The organism is Chitinophaga sp. (genome assembly GCF_019236475.1).
In the GTDB taxonomy this organism is placed as follows: Bacteria; Bacteroidota; Bacteroidia; order Chitinophagales; family Chitinophagaceae; genus Chitinophaga.
In genome coordinates, this window is sequence record NZ_JAFAIX010000013.1 from 509,101 (window position 1) to 527,260 (window position 18,160).

The 18,160-nt window shown below is 44.6% G+C and carries 12 protein-coding genes; 10 read left to right on the top strand and 2 right to left on the bottom strand.

From position 1 onward, the window contains the following. Positions 1-23: 23 nt before the first annotated feature. Positions 24-1,313, bottom strand: a complete 1,290-nt coding sequence (locus tag JO154_RS24075; RefSeq protein ID WP_291950899.1) for an aminopeptidase P family protein — start codon at positions 1,311-1,313, stop codon at positions 24-26. 342 nt (positions 1,314-1,655) lie between these two features. Between JO154_RS24075 and pckA the strand changes: the two genes are divergently transcribed. The 4 genes from pckA to JO154_RS24095 all read left to right on the top strand — a co-directional run bounded on the left by pckA (position 1,656) and on the right by JO154_RS24095 (position 7,243). Further along, positions 1,656-3,251: a phosphoenolpyruvate carboxykinase (ATP) gene (gene pckA, locus JO154_RS24080; RefSeq protein ID WP_291950902.1), complete on the top strand. Its 1,596-nt coding sequence runs from the start codon at positions 1,656-1,658 to the stop codon at positions 3,249-3,251. A 475-nt stretch (positions 3,252-3,726) separates the two neighbouring features. Next, positions 3,727-4,614, top strand: coding sequence for a bifunctional methylenetetrahydrofolate dehydrogenase/methenyltetrahydrofolate cyclohydrolase FolD (gene folD, locus JO154_RS24085; RefSeq protein WP_291950905.1), 888 nt, complete (start codon positions 3,727-3,729; stop codon positions 4,612-4,614). 41 nt (positions 4,615-4,655) lie between these two features. After that, positions 4,656-5,279 (top strand): 7-carboxy-7-deazaguanine synthase QueE, encoded by a 624-nt coding sequence (locus JO154_RS24090; RefSeq protein WP_291950908.1) that lies wholly within the window; start codon positions 4,656-4,658, stop codon positions 5,277-5,279. A 74-nt stretch (positions 5,280-5,353) separates the two neighbouring features. Continuing rightward, entirely contained in the window at positions 5,354-7,243 is a 1,890-nt protein-coding gene (locus JO154_RS24095) for an OmpA family protein (RefSeq protein WP_291950911.1), read from the top strand. 68 nt (positions 7,244-7,311) lie between these two features. On the opposite strand, the gene JO154_RS24100 is transcribed toward JO154_RS24095, so the two are convergent. Next, entirely contained in the window at positions 7,312-8,118 is an 807-nt protein-coding gene (locus JO154_RS24100) for a 5'-nucleotidase, lipoprotein e(P4) family (protein ID WP_291950914.1), read from the bottom strand. Between the two features lie 99 nt (positions 8,119-8,217). On the opposite strand from JO154_RS24100, the gene dprA reads away from it, so the two are divergent. The 6 genes from dprA (at position 8,218) to JO154_RS24130 (ending at position 18,139) form a co-directional block, all read left to right on the top strand. Then, the gene (gene dprA, locus JO154_RS24105) at positions 8,218-9,333 is read left to right on the top strand and encodes a DNA-processing protein DprA (protein ID WP_291950917.1); all 1,116 of its coding nucleotides are present in this window, start codon (positions 8,218-8,220) and stop codon (positions 9,331-9,333) included. A gap of 100 nt (positions 9,334-9,433) precedes the next feature. Then, entirely contained in the window at positions 9,434-10,906 is a 1,473-nt protein-coding gene (guaB, locus tag JO154_RS24110) for an IMP dehydrogenase (protein ID WP_291950920.1), read from the top strand. Between the two features lie 204 nt (positions 10,907-11,110). After that, on the top strand, positions 11,111-12,724 hold the full coding sequence (lnt, locus tag JO154_RS24115; RefSeq protein ID WP_291950923.1) for an apolipoprotein N-acyltransferase: 1,614 nt from the start codon (positions 11,111-11,113) through the stop codon (positions 12,722-12,724). Next, positions 12,705-13,496, top strand: coding sequence for an alpha/beta hydrolase (locus JO154_RS24120; protein WP_291950926.1), 792 nt, complete (start codon positions 12,705-12,707; stop codon positions 13,494-13,496). The genes lnt and JO154_RS24120 overlap by 20 nt, the downstream gene beginning before the upstream one ends. 26 nt (positions 13,497-13,522) lie before the next feature. Next, on the top strand, positions 13,523-16,150 hold the full coding sequence (locus JO154_RS24125) for a PKD domain-containing protein (RefSeq protein WP_291950929.1): 2,628 nt from the start codon (positions 13,523-13,525) through the stop codon (positions 16,148-16,150). Positions 16,151-16,213: 63 nt separating this feature from the next. Further along, positions 16,214-18,139 carry a gliding motility-associated C-terminal domain-containing protein gene (locus JO154_RS24130; RefSeq protein WP_291950932.1) on the top strand — a complete coding sequence of 642 codons (1,926 nt, stop codon included), beginning with the start codon at positions 16,214-16,216 and terminating at the stop codon, positions 18,137-18,139. Positions 18,140-18,160: the final 21 nt, after the last annotated feature.

Consider the following 18,160-nt stretch of genomic DNA (forward strand, 5'->3'; position numbering starts at 1 on the left):
TGAAAGGGTGAGGGGCCGGAAAGTTATTTCATTAAAGCTTCAATTTCGTCAGCAGTGATCGGGATGTTTTTCATCAGATCAACATTGCCGGAAGCGGTAATCCAGTAGTTATTCTCGATACGTACGCCCATATTCTCTTCCTCAATGTAGATGCCTGGTTCGATGGTCAGTACACTACCTTCAGGAATTGGCTGTACCATAGAAGGCGCCAGATCATGCACATCTACACCCAAGTGGTGAGAGATACCATGATACAGGTATTTGCGGTAAGCTGGAGCTTCTGGGTCCTGGTTTTTGATATCTGCTTCTGTGAGCAGGCCCAGTTTTATGAATTCTCTTCCTGCTTCTTCTCCCATCATTTCATGGTATTTAGCCAGGGTAATACCTGGGCGCAGGATAGAAACCGCATATTTATGCAGGTGTAAACAAGCATCATATACTTGGCGCTGACGGGCAGTAAATTTACCATTTACAGGCACGGTACGGGTCAGGTCAGCATTGTAACCGCCATATTCTGCACCGAAGTCCATCAAAATCAATTCGCCATCTTTACACTCCTGGTTATTGAATACATAGTGGAGGGTACGGGCACGGTCGCCGGAGGCGATGATAGAGCCATAAGCCTCGCCAGCAGAACGGTTGCGCAGGAATTCGTGTACAATTTCCGCCTGGATTTCATGTTCATAAACGCCAGGTTTGATGAATTTCAGCACACGACGGAAAGCTTTATCCGTAATATCCATTGCCACGTCTAATACTTTGATTTCTTCTGCTGTTTTCACCGCGCGCACTTGCTTGAAAATCACAGCGGCACGTTGGTAGTTATGCAGTGGAAAACGTTCTTTCATGGCTTCCGCATAGCGGTAATCACGAACAGGAACATAATTAGATTTACGGTTATTTTCGTTGGAATTCAGGTAGATATTTTCCGCTTCGTGCACCCACTGTTGCAACATGGCATCCAGTGTATCCAGCCATACGATGGTAGTCATACCAGAAATCGCAGTGGCTTCTGCTTTCCTCAGACGTTTACCATCCCATTTCTCTTTCAGCTCATTCGGGCGTACGAGTACCAGTACTTCACGGTATTTAGGGTCCGGATTATCCGGGTACAAAACTACCATTGTATCTTCCTGGTCTATTCCTGTAAGCCAATACAGGTCTGAGTTCTGTTTAAACTTGAACAGTGCGTCGCCGTTCGTGGGAAGTTCATCGTTGGAATTGATAATAGCTATTGAGTTAGGCTTCATCTTAGCCAAAAAACGCTGGCGGTTTTTTACAAACAGCTGCGGATCCAAAGGCAGATTCTTCATATCTGTAATTTTCAAATGAGGCTTCAAACCTAAGGATAATTTCCCTATTTGAAGCCAGCAGAATATAGGAAAGGTAATCGCAGTGTTACAAGAAACGTAAAAAATACAATACCACATTATATCTCCAGCAATGATACTTATGTGTTATTACTTAATGTTTTATTCACACAATTTACCTTTGATAACCTGCAAGGATTCCAGAACATTTTGAAGATCTGTCAACAAATTCAGCAAAGAGGCATCAATTTTCTAAATTTCGATGGTTCAACACCAAAGAAATTAGACGATATCAAAAAATGCCTAGTTTTGCTTTTACACCAAAACAATCTTGCTTTTATGCAAATGAGTAGCGTAAGGAATCCTGTTGCTGACTTACGGGAACTGGGCATAGAGAACGCGTCAAACGTATACTACCAGCTTGAACCAGCCCAACTGGTAAAACAATCACTAGAACGCAATCAAGGCGTTTTATCAGACACTGGTGCGCTTGCAGTTAACACCGGAGAATTTACCGGTCGCTCACCTAAAGATAAATTCATCGTTAAAGACCCCATCACTGCCGACACGGTTAACTGGAATGACTTTAACATTCCCTTTACTACAGAAAATTTTGATCGTTTATACGACAAAGTAACTGCTTACTTCGCAGGTAAAGATGTATGGGTGCGCGATTGCTTTGCCTGTGCAGATACTAGCTATCGCATTGGTGTGAAAGTAATCACAGAATTGCCTTGGTCTAGTCTGTTTGCCTACAATATGTTCCTGCGTCCTAATGAAGAGGAACTGGAATACATGCAGACCGATTGGACAGTGATCCAGGCGCCTGGATTCCTGGCTGATCCTGCGGTGGATGCTACCCGTCAGCACAACTTTGCTGTAGTGAGCTTCACCCGTAAGGTTATCCTGATTGGCGGTACCGCTTATACCGGTGAAATCAAAAAAGGCATTTTCACTATTCTCAATTACATCTTGCCACAAGATAAACAAGTACTTAGCATGCACTGCTCCGCCAACCAAGGCGCAGAGGGTGATACTGCTATTTTCTTTGGACTTAGCGGTACTGGTAAAACCACACTGAGTGCGGATCCTAAGCGTAAGCTGATCGGCGACGATGAACATGGCTGGACCAACACCGGCGTATTCAACTTCGAAGGTGGTTGCTATGCAAAATGTATTGACCTCAGTGCAGAGAAAGAACCGGAAATCTTCCAAGCTGTACGCCCAGGCGCATTGCTGGAAAACATTACCTTCTTCCCTGGCACGAATCAAGTGAATTATGCAGATAAAAGCATCACGGAAAATACCCGTGTATCTTATCCGCTGACATTTATTCCAAATGCTCTGGAACCTTCTGTAGGTGCGGTTCCTAAAAATATCTTCTTCCTGACAGCAGATGCTTATGGCGTATTGCCTCCTATCAGCCGTCTGACGCCAGGCCAGGCTATGTACCAGTTTATTTCTGGATATACTGCAAAAGTTGCCGGAACAGAAGCAGGTGTAACCGAGCCTAAATCTACTTTCAGCGCATGTTTTGGCGCACCTTTCCTCCCACTGCACCCTGCAAAATATGCACAGATGCTGGGCGAAAAAATGCGTAAAAATGATGTGAACGTGTGGTTGATCAATACCGGCTGGACCGGCGGTCCTTATGGTGTAGGTAGCCGTATCAAACTGGCTTATACCCGCTCCATGATTGCTGCTGCCATCGACGGTAAACTCGAACATGTAAGATATCGCAGCACTCCAGTATTCGGTCTGGCGATCCCAGAAACCGTTCCTGGCGTACCAGCGGATATCCTGGATCCCCGCAATACCTGGACAGATAAAGCTGCCTACGATGCAAAAGCTGCGGACCTGGCAGGCCAGTTTATTCGTAACTTCCAGAAATATGCTGCTGCCGCTGATCAAGAAATACTTGCTTCAGCTCCAAAAATTTAAATATATTGTGATCAATAAATCAGATACAAGCCATTCAGGTTACCAACAATACTGTTTTCCTGTTTTTTGCTAACTGATTACCGTCTTTGTTTGCCTTATAATTTCCACAACAATCAACGGTTCGAATAAGACATTCTGTCTTCGCAAACCAGGTTTCATCAGAAGCCTGGTTTGCAGAACCAGCCCAGATATCATTTCTCGCAAAGTCGCAAAGGAATGCGCAGCGTCGCAAAGGAAATTTTGATGTTTTATTGTATTATGTTTGATTATAATACAACTTTCCTACTCAAGGATATATATCTACATATATAAAGCATTATATAATAAAATATTACATAATAATTTCTGCTGCTTTGTTGCTTTGTAGTTTATGCTGCTTTGCGAGCTGATACATTCTTTCTAATCGCGCCAAGGCGCCATTTGCGTCTTTGCGCATTCCCTTGCGTCTTTGCGAGAAAAAAACCTACCTTTGCGCATGCAAATTTTAGACGGTAAACATGTTTCTGAGGCTATCAAAGCCCAATTAGCTGCTTCAGTGGCTGAATTAAAGGCTGCTGGCAAAAAAGTTCCTCACCTGGCAGCGATCCTGGTAGGAAACAATCCTGCCAGCGAGACCTACGTTGCTTCCAAAGTAAAGTCATGTGCAGAATGCGGTTATAACTCCACCCTCCTGCGTTTTGATGAGCAAATTTCTGAAAAGCACCTGCTGGACCAGATCATCCTGCTCAACGAAAATCCAGATATCGATGGTATCCTGGTACAATTGCCTTTACCTAAGCATATCAGCGAAGAACTGGTGATCAACACCATTGATCCTAGTAAAGATGTGGACGGCTTCCATCCCATGAACGTGGGTAAAATGGTAAGTGGCCTGCCTGCATTCATTCCTGCTACCCCTTATGGTATCATGCTGATGCTGGAACACTACAACGTGCCTACCAAAGGTAAACATGCGGTAGTGATAGGTCGCAGCCATATTGTTGGTACGCCGATCAGCATCCTGCTGAGCCGCAATACCAATCCTGGTAACTGCACCGTAACGCTCACGCACTCCCAGACACATAACCTGCCTGAAATTTGCCGCCAGGCAGATATCATCGTAGCCGCTATTGGTAAGCCTAACTTCGTTACCGCTGATATGGTAAAAGAAGGTGCCGTAATCGTAGACGTTGGTATCAACCGCGTAGCAGATGCTAGCAAGAAAAGTGGTTTCCGCCTCATCGGTGACGTGAAATATGATGAAGTTGCTCCTAAATGCAGCTATATCACTCCCGTTCCAGGTGGCGTAGGACCTATGACCATTGCAGCATTGCTGAAAAACACCTACCTGGCCTGTATTGGTCAGAAAGGTGGTATGAATTAACAGGTTCCGCAAAAAAGACGGACCTTTGCAGGGTTATAACAATGTCAGTAATTACTTCAAATATCGCCAACACCCTGCCTGTGATGGAGCGCTTCTACACCATTCAAGGGGAAGGTCTCTATCAGGGCAGAGCTGCCTATTTCATCCGTCTTGGCGGATGCGATGTAGGCTGCCATTGGTGCGACGTAAAAGATAGCTGGGATGCGGATAAACACCCGCAACTGACCATAGATAATATCGTCAGTGAAGCGGCTTCCTATCCTGGCCGTATAGCCGTTATTACCGGTGGAGAACCGCTGCTCCACCAGTTGGATGGCCTTACCAAGGCCTTACACAAACAAGGTTTCCGTACACATATGGAAACCTCCGGCTCCTCCCCTCTCAGTGGCAACTGGGACTGGATTACGCTGTCGCCAAAAAAATTCAAAGCGCCCCTTCCGGAAGTATGTAATGCTGCTAGCGAACTGAAAGTAGTGATCTTCAACAAATCAGATTTCGCCTGGGCAGAAAAACATGCTGCTATGGTCGGCAAAAACTGTCGCCTTTACTTGCAGCCCGAATGGAGCAAGAGCGCGGAAATGCTCCCGCTCATCATCGATTACATCAAGGACAACCCGCAATGGCAACTGTCGTTGCAGGTACACAAGTATATCAACGTTCCTTAAAAGTTTAGTCCCCGGTTACCCACCGGGGATTTTTCTTTTAAATAAACATCCTATTTTCACGTTGTATTATTGCTATGAAAAAATCCTTTCTGCTGTTACTCACAGCTTTCCTATCGGTCATGCAGTTGCATGCTCAGTTCGTAACGTCTGAGAATGCCCCTAAAAAGGCAAAAGCGGCGTTCGACAAAGCACAAGCTGCCATCAGTACCTACAACACCAAAGAGGCGATTCCCTTCCTGAAAGAGGCCATTACCATTGCCCCTAATTACCTCGATGCATACGGCCAACTAGGTATGTGCTACCTGGAAACCAAAGACTATAAAGACGCGGTAACTACTTTTAATCGCTATAAACAACTGGATAGCGCCAGTTTACGCCAAGTAATGCTGCCCTATTCCCGTGCCCTCGCTGGTACCGGCGATTTCCAGGGCGCGCTGCAACTGGTTAATCGGTATATCGCAGGATCTAAAGTGAGTAATAAAAACGCGGAAAAGCTGAAAGCGAACTATGAATTCGCGGTGAGCCATCAGAAAGAAATCCCATTTCATCCACAAAACCTCGGTGATCATATCAACAGCAGCGATCCCGAGTACTTTCCGTCTCTCACTATCGACGGTAAAACATTGGTATTCACCAGAAGAGTGAATGGCCGCAATGAGGATTTCTATATCAGTCACCGCGATAGCACCGGCGGATGGAGCCCAGCCAAAGACATGGGAGAGCCTATAAATACCTCGTTTAATGAAGGCGCACAACATATTTCACAAGATGGCACCATTCTTTTATACACTGGTTGCGATTTTCCGGAAGGCAAAGGAAGCTGTGACCTTTATATTTCCCATAAAACAAGCAACGGCTGGACAAAACCGCAAAACCTCGGCGCGCCTATAAATACTCGCGACTGGGAGTCGCAGCCCTCGCTGACTGCCGATAATCAAACGCTTTATTTTGCCCGCGAAACACCTACAAATGGTTCCGATATTTTCGTTTCACATCTGCTGCCAAACGGCCGCTGGAGCGAACCGGAGAGTGTTGGTCCTAATATCAATACCAAAGGCAGAGAAACCACACCTTTTATTCACGCCGACGGACAAACGCTGTATTTCGCATCGAACGGACTTCCCGGCTATGGCGGACTTGACATCTACTATTCCCGCAAACAGCCCGATGGTAGCTGGGGCCCCGCTGTGAACCTCGGCTATCCCATTAATACCATCGACGAAGAAGGAACGCTGATTGTAGATGCCAGCGGGAAAACGGCTTATTTCGCATCCGACAGGGCCGAGGGAAAAGGCTCCCTGGACATCTATAGTTTTGAATTGTATCCAGAAGCAAGACCATTGCAAACCTTGTATGTAAAAGGATTTGTGTACGATAGCGTAACCCAGGCAAGACTGCCCGCCAATGTGGATGTGATTGAATTACAAGGCGGCACACAAGTAGCGCGATTTACCACCTTAGAAAACGGCGAATTCCTAGCGCCATTACCGGTTGGCAAAGATTATGCATTTCATGTGAGCAAGAAAGGATACCTGTTTTATTCTGATAATTTCTCCTTGAAAGAACATAATCCAGATCATCCGTTTGAGAAGAATATACCATTGCAACCACTTGCCGCAAATGCCAGTATCGTGTTACATAACATCTTCTTCGACACCAAGCAATATGTGCTAAAACCCGCATCCGTATTGGAAATGGATAAACTAGTACGACTCTTAAATGAAAACCCGACATTGAAAATTGAGATTGCCGGTCATACGGATAATGTAGGTTCGGAGAAAGATAATCAGTTGCTCTCTGAAAACAGGGCCAAAGCAGTTGTACAGTATCTTGTACAACATGGCATCGATGCCAAACGCTTAAGCAGTAAGGGTTATGGAAAATCGCAGCCCGTTGCTACCAATGATACAGAGGAAGGCAGAGCTACCAACAGAAGAACAGTTTTCAAAGTTATTAGTTTGTAAGACGACAACTGCTCTAAATAAAAAATCCCCACAAATCATGGATTTGCGGGGATTTCACTTTTATGGTATTAGTAGTTTCTTAGTTTCGATTTCATGATGGAATCTTTCTGTTGTTCCGTCAGTTTGTATTGAAAATTGTAAAGTGCTCCTTCCCAATCGCCGTACATGGGATTAGGTAATACAATATATTTGGAACCGAAGTTAGGAGCGGCTTTCAGGGCAGCGGCGTTTCTCTCTTCGTAAGGTTTTTTATCGAAGATGTTGGAGAAGTCGCTCAGGTTATCTCCGAAGAGCAGTACGATATCATACTGCTGTAACACTTGCTGGCGGCGAGGTTCCTTACCGGAAGTAGTGGTTTTCAGCAGCAGGTGCTGATCATCCGCATATGGGAAATTATGTTTACGCAGATTAGCTAGTGTAACGGCTCTTTCCGATTCCAGTCGGTTAGTGATATAAAATACTTGCACCCCTTTAGAGGCAGCGTATTTAAAGAATGTAGGTGCGCCAGGAACGGTATCAGCAGCGGCTTTCGCGGTCCATTCCAACCAGGTCTTCTCGTCATATCCTTTGTGGTTCAGCGCCTGATGAACAGAATACGGGCTGTTATCCAGCACTGTTTCATCGATATCCGTCACTACGGCAAGTGGTTTATCTCCTTTTGTAGCGAGATATTGATCCAGTCGCCATGCTGCCAACTGATATGCTTGCAGGCAGAGCGCCTTATATTCTCCTGACTGTTGTTGCCACAGTGCAGCCCATGCCGCGCCTTGTGGAGTCAGTGTGGTATTACCGGCAGCAGTGTGGCTGGTAGTTGTTTGTGTAGATTTACAGGCCATCATTCCGGCGAGCAGTACAACACTCCAAATCCTTTTCATCATCATTTTATTGGCTGTTAGTTGCTGCAAAAATAAATCACCTGGAGAAGAAAAAACTACCGTTGATAAATTGTAATTTAAAAGGCTAAATTGTTTGTTATGCCCTCCGAATTACTGTATCAGATTGCATTAACCCAAGTCCCTATGATCGGGGATGTTACCATCAGAAATTTATTGGACCATTTTCAAAGTGCCACGGCCATCTTTCAGGCCAGGCAGCGGGAATTGGAAAGAATTGAACAGGTAGGTAGTATCAAAGCTACGGCTATCAAGCGTTTCCGGGATTTCGACAGTGCAGTCCAGGAAATGAAGTTCATAGAAAAATATGGTGTACAAGTTATTTTTTATGGAGACGACAATTATCCTATCCGGCTAAAACACTGTGCAGATGCGCCTTCACTCCTTTATTTCAAAGGTAACTCACCATTGCATGCCTCTAGGATGGTGAGTATAGTAGGTACGCGGCAACCTTCTCCATATGGCAGTAAAGTGTGTGTACAATTGGTGCAGGAGCTTTGTAAGGCAGGTATTACTATTGTGAGTGGATTAGCATATGGAATAGATATCCTCGCACATCGGACTGCGGTGGAGAAAGGATGTCCTACTATTGGCGTGTTGGCACATGGACTGGATAGGATATATCCTCCTGCGCATATGGAAATCGCTAGGGAAATGATGCACTGTGGCGGTTTACTGACGGATTATCGCAGCAAAACGCAGCCGGATAAGCAGAATTTTCCCAGGAGGAACAGGATCGTAGCGGGATTGACAGATGCTACTATCGTCATAGAAAGTGGGCTAAAGGGAGGTTCCCTCATTACGGCAGAGCTAGCAGGAGGCTATAACCGGGATGTATTCTGCATTCCAGGTCATGTGGACGATTGGCATGCATCCGGATGTCATGAGCTAATTCGCCAGCACAAGGCTGTATTAGTAACAGGGGCCGCCGATATCCTTCAAGCGATGAGATGGGAGGAAACTGCGGCCCGGACAGGAAGGGTGGTTCAGTCATCCCTGTTTCATACGTTGGCTCCGGAGGAGCAAACAATCATGCAACTTTTTAATAATAAGTCGCGGTTACATTTGGAGGAGATCTATATACTGAGCCGACTAAGCGGGAGTCAAGTAGCGGCGGCCGTGTTCAATCTGGAAATGCAGCAGTTATTAAAATGCTTACCAGGGCAGCAATATGAACCTGTCAGCCCGGTGTCATGATTCAGAAGATTCAGATCTGCTTAACGTGTAAATTTTATTTATTGGGGGAATAGGTGTATATTTGCGTGCAATTATTTTTTAACTGACAAATAGTTGCATCATGCCTGCGGGAAAATCTAAACCCAAATTTGTAGCTGACGGACTGACATTTGATGATGTACTCCTCGTTCCGGCCTACTCAGAAACACATCCAAAAGATGTAAATATCTCTACGCAATTAACAAAAACTATACGGCTCAACTTACCAATGGTTTCTGCTGCTATGGATACTGTTACCGAAGCCAATTTGGCTATCGCCCTGGCGAGAGAGGGTGGAATTGGTATTCTCCACAAAAACATGAGTATTGAAAGACAAGCTGAAATGGTGCGTCGTGTTAAGCGTAGCGAAAGCGGTCTGATTATGGACCCTGTTACCTTAAAGCCCGATGCTACTATTGGAGAGGCTTTGAGACTCATGAAAGAGAACGGCATTGGTGGTATTCCAATCATAGATGATTCCAATAAACTGGTTGGTATCTTAACCAACAGAGACCTGCGTTTCGAAAAGAATAAAAAGCGTCTGGTAAAAGAAGTGATGACCAGCGAAAACCTGGTGACTGCTCCTGAAGGTACAGACTTGAAAAAAGCAGAAAAAATTCTCCAACAATACAAGATTGAAAAACTGCCTGTAGTGAATAAGCAGGGCAAACTGGTTGGTTTGATCACTTACCGTGACATCCTCCAGTTGACCAGCTATCCTAATGCAGTAAAAGATGAATTCGGTCGATTGCTGGTAGGTGCTGCACTGGGTATTACGCCAGATGTACTGGATCGTGCACAGGCCCTCATCAATGTAGGTGTGGATGTAGTTTGCTTGGATAGCTCACATGGTCACTCCATTGCAGTTATCAACACGCTGAAAAAACTGAAAAAGACTTTCCCTAAATTACAAGTAATCGCAGGTAACGTTGCTACTGCAGAAGGTGCACTCGCCCTGGCTGCTGCTGGTGCCGACGCGGTGAAAGTAGGTGTAGGTCCTGGATCTATCTGTACTACCCGTATCGTTACTGGTGCTGGTTTCCCTCAACTGAGCGCAGTAATGGATGCAGCAGAAGCCTTGAAAAAACAAGGTATTCCAGTTATCGCTGATGGTGGTATTCGTTATACTGGTGATATGGTGAAAGCCATCGCTGCTGGTGCTTCTTGCATCATGGCTGGTTCTATCTTCGCTGGGGTGGAAGAAAGCCCTGGAGAAACTATCATCTACGAAGGACGTAAATTCAAATCTTACCGTGGTATGGGTTCTATCGAAGCCATGCAAGAAGGTAGTAAAGATCGTTACTTCCAAGATGAAGACGATATCAAGAAACTGGTTCCAGAAGGTATCGTAGGTCGTGTACCTTACAAAGGTTACCTGTCTGAAGTAATTCAGCAGTTTGTTGGTGGTCTTCGTGCAGGTATGGGTCTGAGCGGTTCTAAAGATGTTAAAACTTTACAGAATGCTCAATTCGTAAAAATCACTGCCGCAACCGTGAAAGAAAACCACCCGCATGATGTGGTAATCACGAAAGAAGCGCCTAACTATAGCAGATAAACGAATACAGTTAAATATAATTGAACCGCAGCGGATACTAGTTATCTGCTGCGGTTTCTCGTTTTAGCACCAAGTTGTCGTGATAAAAGTAATGGCGTCACATCATCAAAAATAATATATTTATAAAGGGATGCAGGCGTATCCCTTTTTGTTTTACGGCAAAGCAAACTTATCTTCGTTGCCGTCAATTTTTCAGGTTACAAAATGAAGCTGCGCTCCATCATTCTAAGTATCATAAGTGGTTTATTACTTTGGCTTTCATGGCCAACTATGCCCTTTACGCCACTGATATTCATTGCACTAACACCGTTATTTTACCTGACGGAAAAAATCAGGCACCGGGGCGCTTACTTCGGACTGATATTTCTTTCATTCCTCATTTGGAATGTGGGCAGTACATGGTGGGTAGGCAATACGCCCGTACCCGCCAGTGGCGTATTTGCCAACAGTTTCAATGCCTTCCTGATGACGATTCCTTGGCTGATGTATAAGAACAGTCGGAAACGCCTGCCGGCCACTGGTAGCTTTTTGGCATTGATTGTTTACTGGCTCACCTTCGAATATATTCACCAAACCTGGGAACTGAGTTGGCCATGGTTGGTATTGGGAAATGCCTTTGCCATGCGTCCAGGATGGATACAGTGGTATGAATTTACTGGCGCTAGTGGAGGAACAGTTTGGGTATTACTCACTAATATATTCTTTTATGCAGCCTGGAAACAGGCCCGGATGTTTGATTATAGTCTTAGGGAGACGATAGTCAAAACGGCCTGGAAGCCTTTACTGATGGCGGTAGCGCCGTTACTCCTTTCTCAGTTTATACATCCAGCACCAGATGATCCAGCGAAGAAATTTGAAGTAGTAGTAGTGCAGCCTAATGTGGACCCATATGATGAAAAGTTTGCTGGTGGTAATTCTATGGACCAGGTAAACAAACTATTACGCCTAACTGCAGCAAAAACGGATAGTAATACCCGTTATATTGTTTGGCCTGAAACTGCTTTATTTCCGCAGGCTGCATGGGAAACACAGTTAAACTATACCCCTGAAATTCAAGCCATACGGGAGTTTTTGCACAAATTCCCTAAAGCTAAAATCATCTCCGGTGCACTGACTATGCGACAGTATGCAGCAGATGATCCAGAGGCAGTTACAGCAAGGGTAATGAACGATGGTACTCGTTGGGATGCCTTTAACAGCGCATTACAGATAGATACCTCTACCGCCATTCAGGTATATCATAAATATGAGTTGGTACCAGGTGTAGAGTTGATTCCGTATGTGCGATACCTGTCGTTTATGCAATCGCTCGCCCTTGATATGGGCGGTATTACAGGCAGTTATGGCCGTGCGCCGGCGCGGGAATTATTAACTAACCCTGTTGATAATATCAACATCTTCCCCACTATTTGTTACGAATCTGTTTTCAGTAACTACGTAGCTGCTCATACCAGAGCGGGCGCCAATTTCTTGGTAATCATTACCAATGACGGTTGGTGGGGAGATACAGAAGGACATCGTCAGCATATGCGATATGCCAGCATCAGAGCAATAGAAACACGTAGATGGATTGCACGTAGTGCCAACACCGGTGTTTCAGCAGTAATCGATCCTGCGGGTAATATAGATCAACCACAACCCTATTGGAAAGAAGCAGTATTCAAGGCTACTGTAACATCCAGAGAAGACTACACGTTTTACGTAAAATATGGAGATCTTATTTCTCGCGGAGCAATATTATTTTGTATCTTGTTGCTGGTACATGCTATCTTTTCACGGTTTATCCCAGGCATAAAAAATGCAGAAAACAATCAATAATGGAAATGGCAGCTACCAGGATATAGGACAAGGTCCCGCGGTAGTACTCATACACGGTCTTACAGAGAATAGTTCCATGTGGGTCCACCAGCAGGAATTTCTAAAGCATGATTATCGACTGATTATACCCGATTTACCAGGTGCTGGTAAAACTAAATTGACGGAGGGGCTTACCATTGCTGCCATGGCAGACTACGTATATGCGATACTGTTAGCAGAAGACATTAAGGAGGCAGTAGTCATTGGTCACTCTATGGGAGGATACGTTGCACTTGCATTGCAGCATCGCCATCCCGAAGTGATGAAAGGATTGGGACTTTTTCATTCAACTGCCGCAGCAGATTCCGAGGAAAAGAAGGAAACGCGTAGAAAATCCTTAGAATTCATTCAGCAATACGGCAGCGAATTATATGTAAGGCAAACAATCCCTAACCTGTTTAGCCCGGCAACCAGATTGCATAAACCAAAATTAGTAGAAGCGGGTGTTGAAATGTGTATCCAATGCCCCCAAGAAGCTGTGATTGCCCAAATCAATGCAATCATGCAAAGACCAGATCTTACAGGGATGCTCCCTTCAGTTGCATCACCCGTGTTATTTGTGATCGGGAAAGATGATATCGCTGTTTCACCTGTCGCCGTGCTAGACCAGGTGATGTTACCTAAAACCAGCAGCGTTTACATTTTTGAAGAAGTGGGACACGTGGGAATGTGGGAAAAAATTGAAGAAAGTAATCACTTACTGAAACAATTTATTTCATTCTGCCAAGTGTAAGATTGTGCAGACAAACATTTTCGGTTGTGAAAAAACTACTGTTCATCCTCCTATGCATGTTCGGCACGTTAACTGTTTCAGCCAAACATATCATAGGTGGACAAGTGTATTACAAGTTTGTTAATATAGATGCCAATGGGAACTATGTTTATCATGTAACGATGCGACTATACCGCATCTGCGAACATGGTCCCAATATCGCTGACATGCCCACCACCGTTTACCTTACGGCCTTTAACAAAGACAATAATCAAGAGTTTAATTCCTATACTGTCAATCGTTCCACCTTCCAGGAAAAAAACCTGGCACAGGTAGATCCTTGCATTGTGAATCCGCCACCAGTATGTTTCCAGGTAGCCTCATTTGAAACAGATATTGCTATTCCCTCTAATAAAAAGGGATATATCGTATCCTTTCAAAGCTGCTGCCGCGATAACTTCATGGTCAACATAGAAGCAGACCCACTCCCAGGCCCCGGCAACAATTTCGGTACCGGTGCCACTTATTTTACAGAATTACCTGGCACGGAAGTAGGCATACAAGGCAATTCCAGCCCTACCTTCAATAAAGAAGAAGCAACCCTGGTATGTGCCAATAAAAAGTTTACCTACGATTTTTCCGCCACAGATCCTGATGGCGATCAACTCACTTACTCTTTCTGTGATGCCTATAAAGGCGGTAAAACCACCGACCAATCAGGCATTCCAGCGAAATCAGATCCACCACCTTACCAAACGGTTACTTATACGCCACCTTATACTGGCTCTTCGCCGTTAGGACCCAATGTTACCATAGATCCTAATACTGGTATCATTTCCGGTATTGCCCCTAATCCAGGCAAATATGTGGTTACGGTTTGTGTAAATGAATACCGTAACAATGTATTGATTGGTACGCTTCGCAAGGATTTCCACATCAATGTGACCACCTGCGTAAAACAGGTAGTGGCTTCCCAGCCAACTAAATATGCGGATTGTAAAAGCATGACGATTACATTCATGAATAACAGTACGCTTGGAAAGCCTTATCATTGGGATTTTGGAGACGGCACTACGGTGGATACCAACGACCCTAGTCCTTTAAAGCATACTTATACCACCCCTGGATTATATACTGCCAAACTGTATGTAGATAAAGAGAGTAATTGCGGCGACAGTGCCTTTGCGAAAGTCTACGTATTCCCGGTTTATAAAGCCAATTTCATTTCTAAAGGCAGTTGCGTGCAGAAGCCAGTGCAGTTTACCAATACCAGCACCATGGATATGGGAAGCATGTTATATCTCAAGTGGGATTTCGGCACGGGTATAGCCGCAGATAGTTCCAATAATCCGAATCCATCCTTCCTTTATAAAACACCTGGCAATTACCGGGTAATCATGTATGGTATCACTAGTAATGGTTGCGAGCAATACGATACCAGTACTGTGACGGTCTACGATAAACCACCGCTTTCCACTACTTCTGACACCTTACTTTGCATCAAGGATTCCCTGCAATTACGTGCTACCAGTACCTCTACGGGCACTTACAGTTGGGCGCCGAATGACTATAAAATATTATTACCCAATACCGCCGATCCAATCGTCTTTCCACTGAAGGATACTACTTACACCGTTACATTTACAGATCAGCAACAATGTGTCAGTACACAAAGTGTATTCATTAACGTTAGAGACTCCCTGATTGTACACACGATGAGCGACAGTACTGTATGTACCGGAGATCCTATACAGCTCATGGCTACCACAGATGGGAATTATGCATACACCTGGACAGACCTAAAAACAAATACGGTGGTTGGCACCACTTTGAATACCACTGTGCAACCAGCGCCACCAGTGAATAAATATGCTATCCTGGCGGAATTAGGTAAATGTCATACATCTGATACCCTGACATTGAAAGTGGTAAATCCTCCGAATGTAAAGGCTGCGCCTGATACCAGTATTTGTAGTGGTAGTCCGGTATTGCTGCGGGCTTCAGGAGGTGCATTTTATACCTGGTCTCCAAGTTATTATGTAAAATCCCCAAAGGATTCTATCACCTGGGCAACGCCAAAAGACACCACCTTATTCATTGTAACAGTAACGGATACACTGGGATGTCCTAAGAAGGTCATGGATACTGCTTTCGTGGCCGTAGTGCCGCCTGTACATGCTTTTGCCGGAAATGATACCATCGTGATGTTGGGAACCCCGTTCCAGCTCCATGCCACAGGAGGAATCCGTTATACCTGGACTCCACCAAACGGACTAAGTAATACCCGTAGTGCCGAACCATTTGCACTATACGATAAAGACATTACCTATACCGTTACAGCCTATACGAAAGAAGGCTGCACCGGCACTAGTAATATTTTCGTAAGATTCATCAAAGGACCAGAAATCTATATACCTAACGCATTTTCTCCCAATGGAGACGGATTAAATGATATATTCCGACCGCTGCCTGTTGGCATCGTGAAGATGAATTATTTCCGCGTCTACGACCGATGGGGAAAGCTAATGTATTCATCTACAACATATATGCAAGGTTGGGATGGCACCGTCCGGGGAGAACAAGCCCCTATAGGCACCTACGTTTGGATGGTAGAAGGGGTAGACATCTATCAAAAAACTATTACTTTAAAAGGTACGGTAACGCTAGTACGATAATGACGCTTCAGTGAACCGGAACTGCTGGTTAATTGTTTAAATTAACTTTGCAGTACCCCAATTATGAAGAGAGTCATTTACATGGTACTTGGCTGCTGTTTGTTATTCCTAGATGCAGCTGGCTATCATATTATTGGTGGCGAGATTTATTACAAGACCATTGGTATGAGTGCAGATAACCTCCGCTACCGTTATCTCATTACACTCAAACTCTATCGCGACGCGGATTTCACCTGTGGCGACAGGCAGGGTTGTATAGACCGGTTTGAAAACCCTTCTGTTGCTAATGTGTACACCGCGAATGGTAGTAGAGTGTTGTCTTCCGTATATCTATACATCAAAACGGTCAAGCCTTTGATCGATACGCTTAAAAATCCTTGTCTTGCTCCACAGGCACAACACTTGGAAGTAGCCTTTTACGAAGCTATTATAGAACTGCCGCCGATTTCCGGTGGATATTATGTTTCTTCCCAACGTTGTTGCAGAGGCGAAAAATTGACGAACATCTACGATTCAGAACATGAAGGTTCTACCTTTTATACCGTCATTCCTGGCATAGAATCCAAGCCCAATAACAATAGCGCCTATTTCGATAAAGATACCGCTATCGTTATTTGCAATGCCATGCCTTTTACCATTAACTATGCTGCCTATGATGAAGATGGCGATAGTCTTACCTATAGCCTTTGCAGCGCATTAACGGATGGTACTGCCAGTAGCGATCGCAGTTCCAATACGCCGCCTCCCTACAACAGCATTGTACGATACATCGCGCCTTATAACGGTAGCAATCCAATGGGAGGCAATCCTGCCATCGCTATCGACAATAAGGGAATGATCTCCTGTACGCCCAACAGACCCGGAAAATATGTAGTCACCGTTTGTGTGAATGAATATGATAAAACCACTAAAGTCTTGCTGGGTACACATAGCAAGGATATATTGCTGACTGTTTTTGATTGCAGCACGAAAATTACGGCGAGCATAGCCTCTCTCCTGCGCAATTGCATTGACGAGCCTTCGCTCTCCGTGCCGATGGCCAATTACAGCAATGCGGGTTATACATCTACCTACTACTGGAACTTCGGAGATGGCACTGATACCATTACAAAAGACCGCACCGTATTCCAACATAACTACCCCGATACGGGCATTTATAAGGTCAAATTGGTTGTCAATCGTGGGCTTTCATGTACAGACAGCATGACGGGATTGGTAGCCAATTATCCCGGCTTAAAAGCCGATTTCAATAATGTAGGACTTTGTAAAGGCACACCCATACAATTTGATGATCTTTCCACTTATCAGTATGGAAAGATTACTTCGCGCAAATGGGACATTAATATCGATAGTACCATTCCTCCCATGAGTACCACCACGCTGAATTATAGCTTCCCTGCGGCTGCGACTTATACCGTTTCGCTGACAGTTAGTACCAATACACAATGCGTGAAAACGGTCACGAAAAAAATACAGGTCTATTCGGTGAATCCTTTCGCAGGCAACGATACCATCCTCGTAAAAGGATTACCATTTACTATGAATGGCAGTGGTGGCGATATTTACAGTTGGTCGCCCGCATATGGGCTGAGTAATCCGAATATCGCCAACCCGATATTAATATCGGACCGTGATACTGCGTATATCCTGAAAGTATCCAATTTACAGGGTTGTAGCGGATATGATACAATACATGTGAAATTTTATGCAGGCCCAGAAATGTATGTTCCCAATGCATTTTCTCCAAATGGAGATGGCGTAAATGATCGTTTCCGCTTTATTCCTGTAGGTATGATGAGTTATAAATATTTCAGAATTTATAATCGTTGGGGAGAACAATTATATGCCTCTACTGATTTTCGTAATGGCTGGGATGGCACTATCAAAGGGAAACCCGCACCTGTAGACACTTACATCTGGATCTTGGATGCCACAGATCTGAATGGCAACCAGATTCAGCGGAAAGGAACTGTTACCCTTGTCAGGTGAAAGCTTTGTAAAATCTGTTAC

Excerpts from the sequence above, each read along its gene's own strand:
- JO154_RS24095 (WP_291950911.1), top strand. The coding sequence starts at position 5,354 with ATGAAAAAATCCTTTCTGCTGTTACTCACAGCTTTCCTATCGGTCATG.
- folD (WP_291950905.1), top strand. The coding sequence starts at position 3,727 with ATGCAAATTTTAGACGGTAAACATGTTTCTGAGGCTATCAAAGCCCAA.
- dprA (WP_291950917.1), top strand. The coding sequence starts at position 8,218 with ATGCCCTCCGAATTACTGTATCAGATTGCATTAACCCAAGTCCCTATG.
- JO154_RS24130 (WP_291950932.1), top strand. The coding sequence starts at position 16,214 with ATGAAGAGAGTCATTTACATGGTACTTGGCTGCTGTTTGTTATTCCTA.
- JO154_RS24120 (WP_291950926.1), top strand. The coding sequence starts at position 12,705 with ATGCAGAAAACAATCAATAATGGAAATGGCAGCTACCAGGATATAGGA.
- pckA (WP_291950902.1), top strand. The coding sequence starts at position 1,656 with ATGAGTAGCGTAAGGAATCCTGTTGCTGACTTACGGGAACTGGGCATA.
- JO154_RS24090 (WP_291950908.1), top strand. The coding sequence starts at position 4,656 with ATGTCAGTAATTACTTCAAATATCGCCAACACCCTGCCTGTGATGGAG.
- guaB (WP_291950920.1), top strand. The coding sequence starts at position 9,434 with ATGCCTGCGGGAAAATCTAAACCCAAATTTGTAGCTGACGGACTGACA.
- lnt (WP_291950923.1), top strand. The coding sequence starts at position 11,111 with ATGAAGCTGCGCTCCATCATTCTAAGTATCATAAGTGGTTTATTACTT.
- JO154_RS24100 (WP_291950914.1), bottom strand. The coding sequence starts at position 8,118 with ATGAAAAGGATTTGGAGTGTTGTACTGCTCGCCGGAATGATGGCCTGT.
- JO154_RS24075 (WP_291950899.1), bottom strand. The coding sequence starts at position 1,313 with ATGAAGAATCTGCCTTTGGATCCGCAGCTGTTTGTAAAAAACCGCCAG.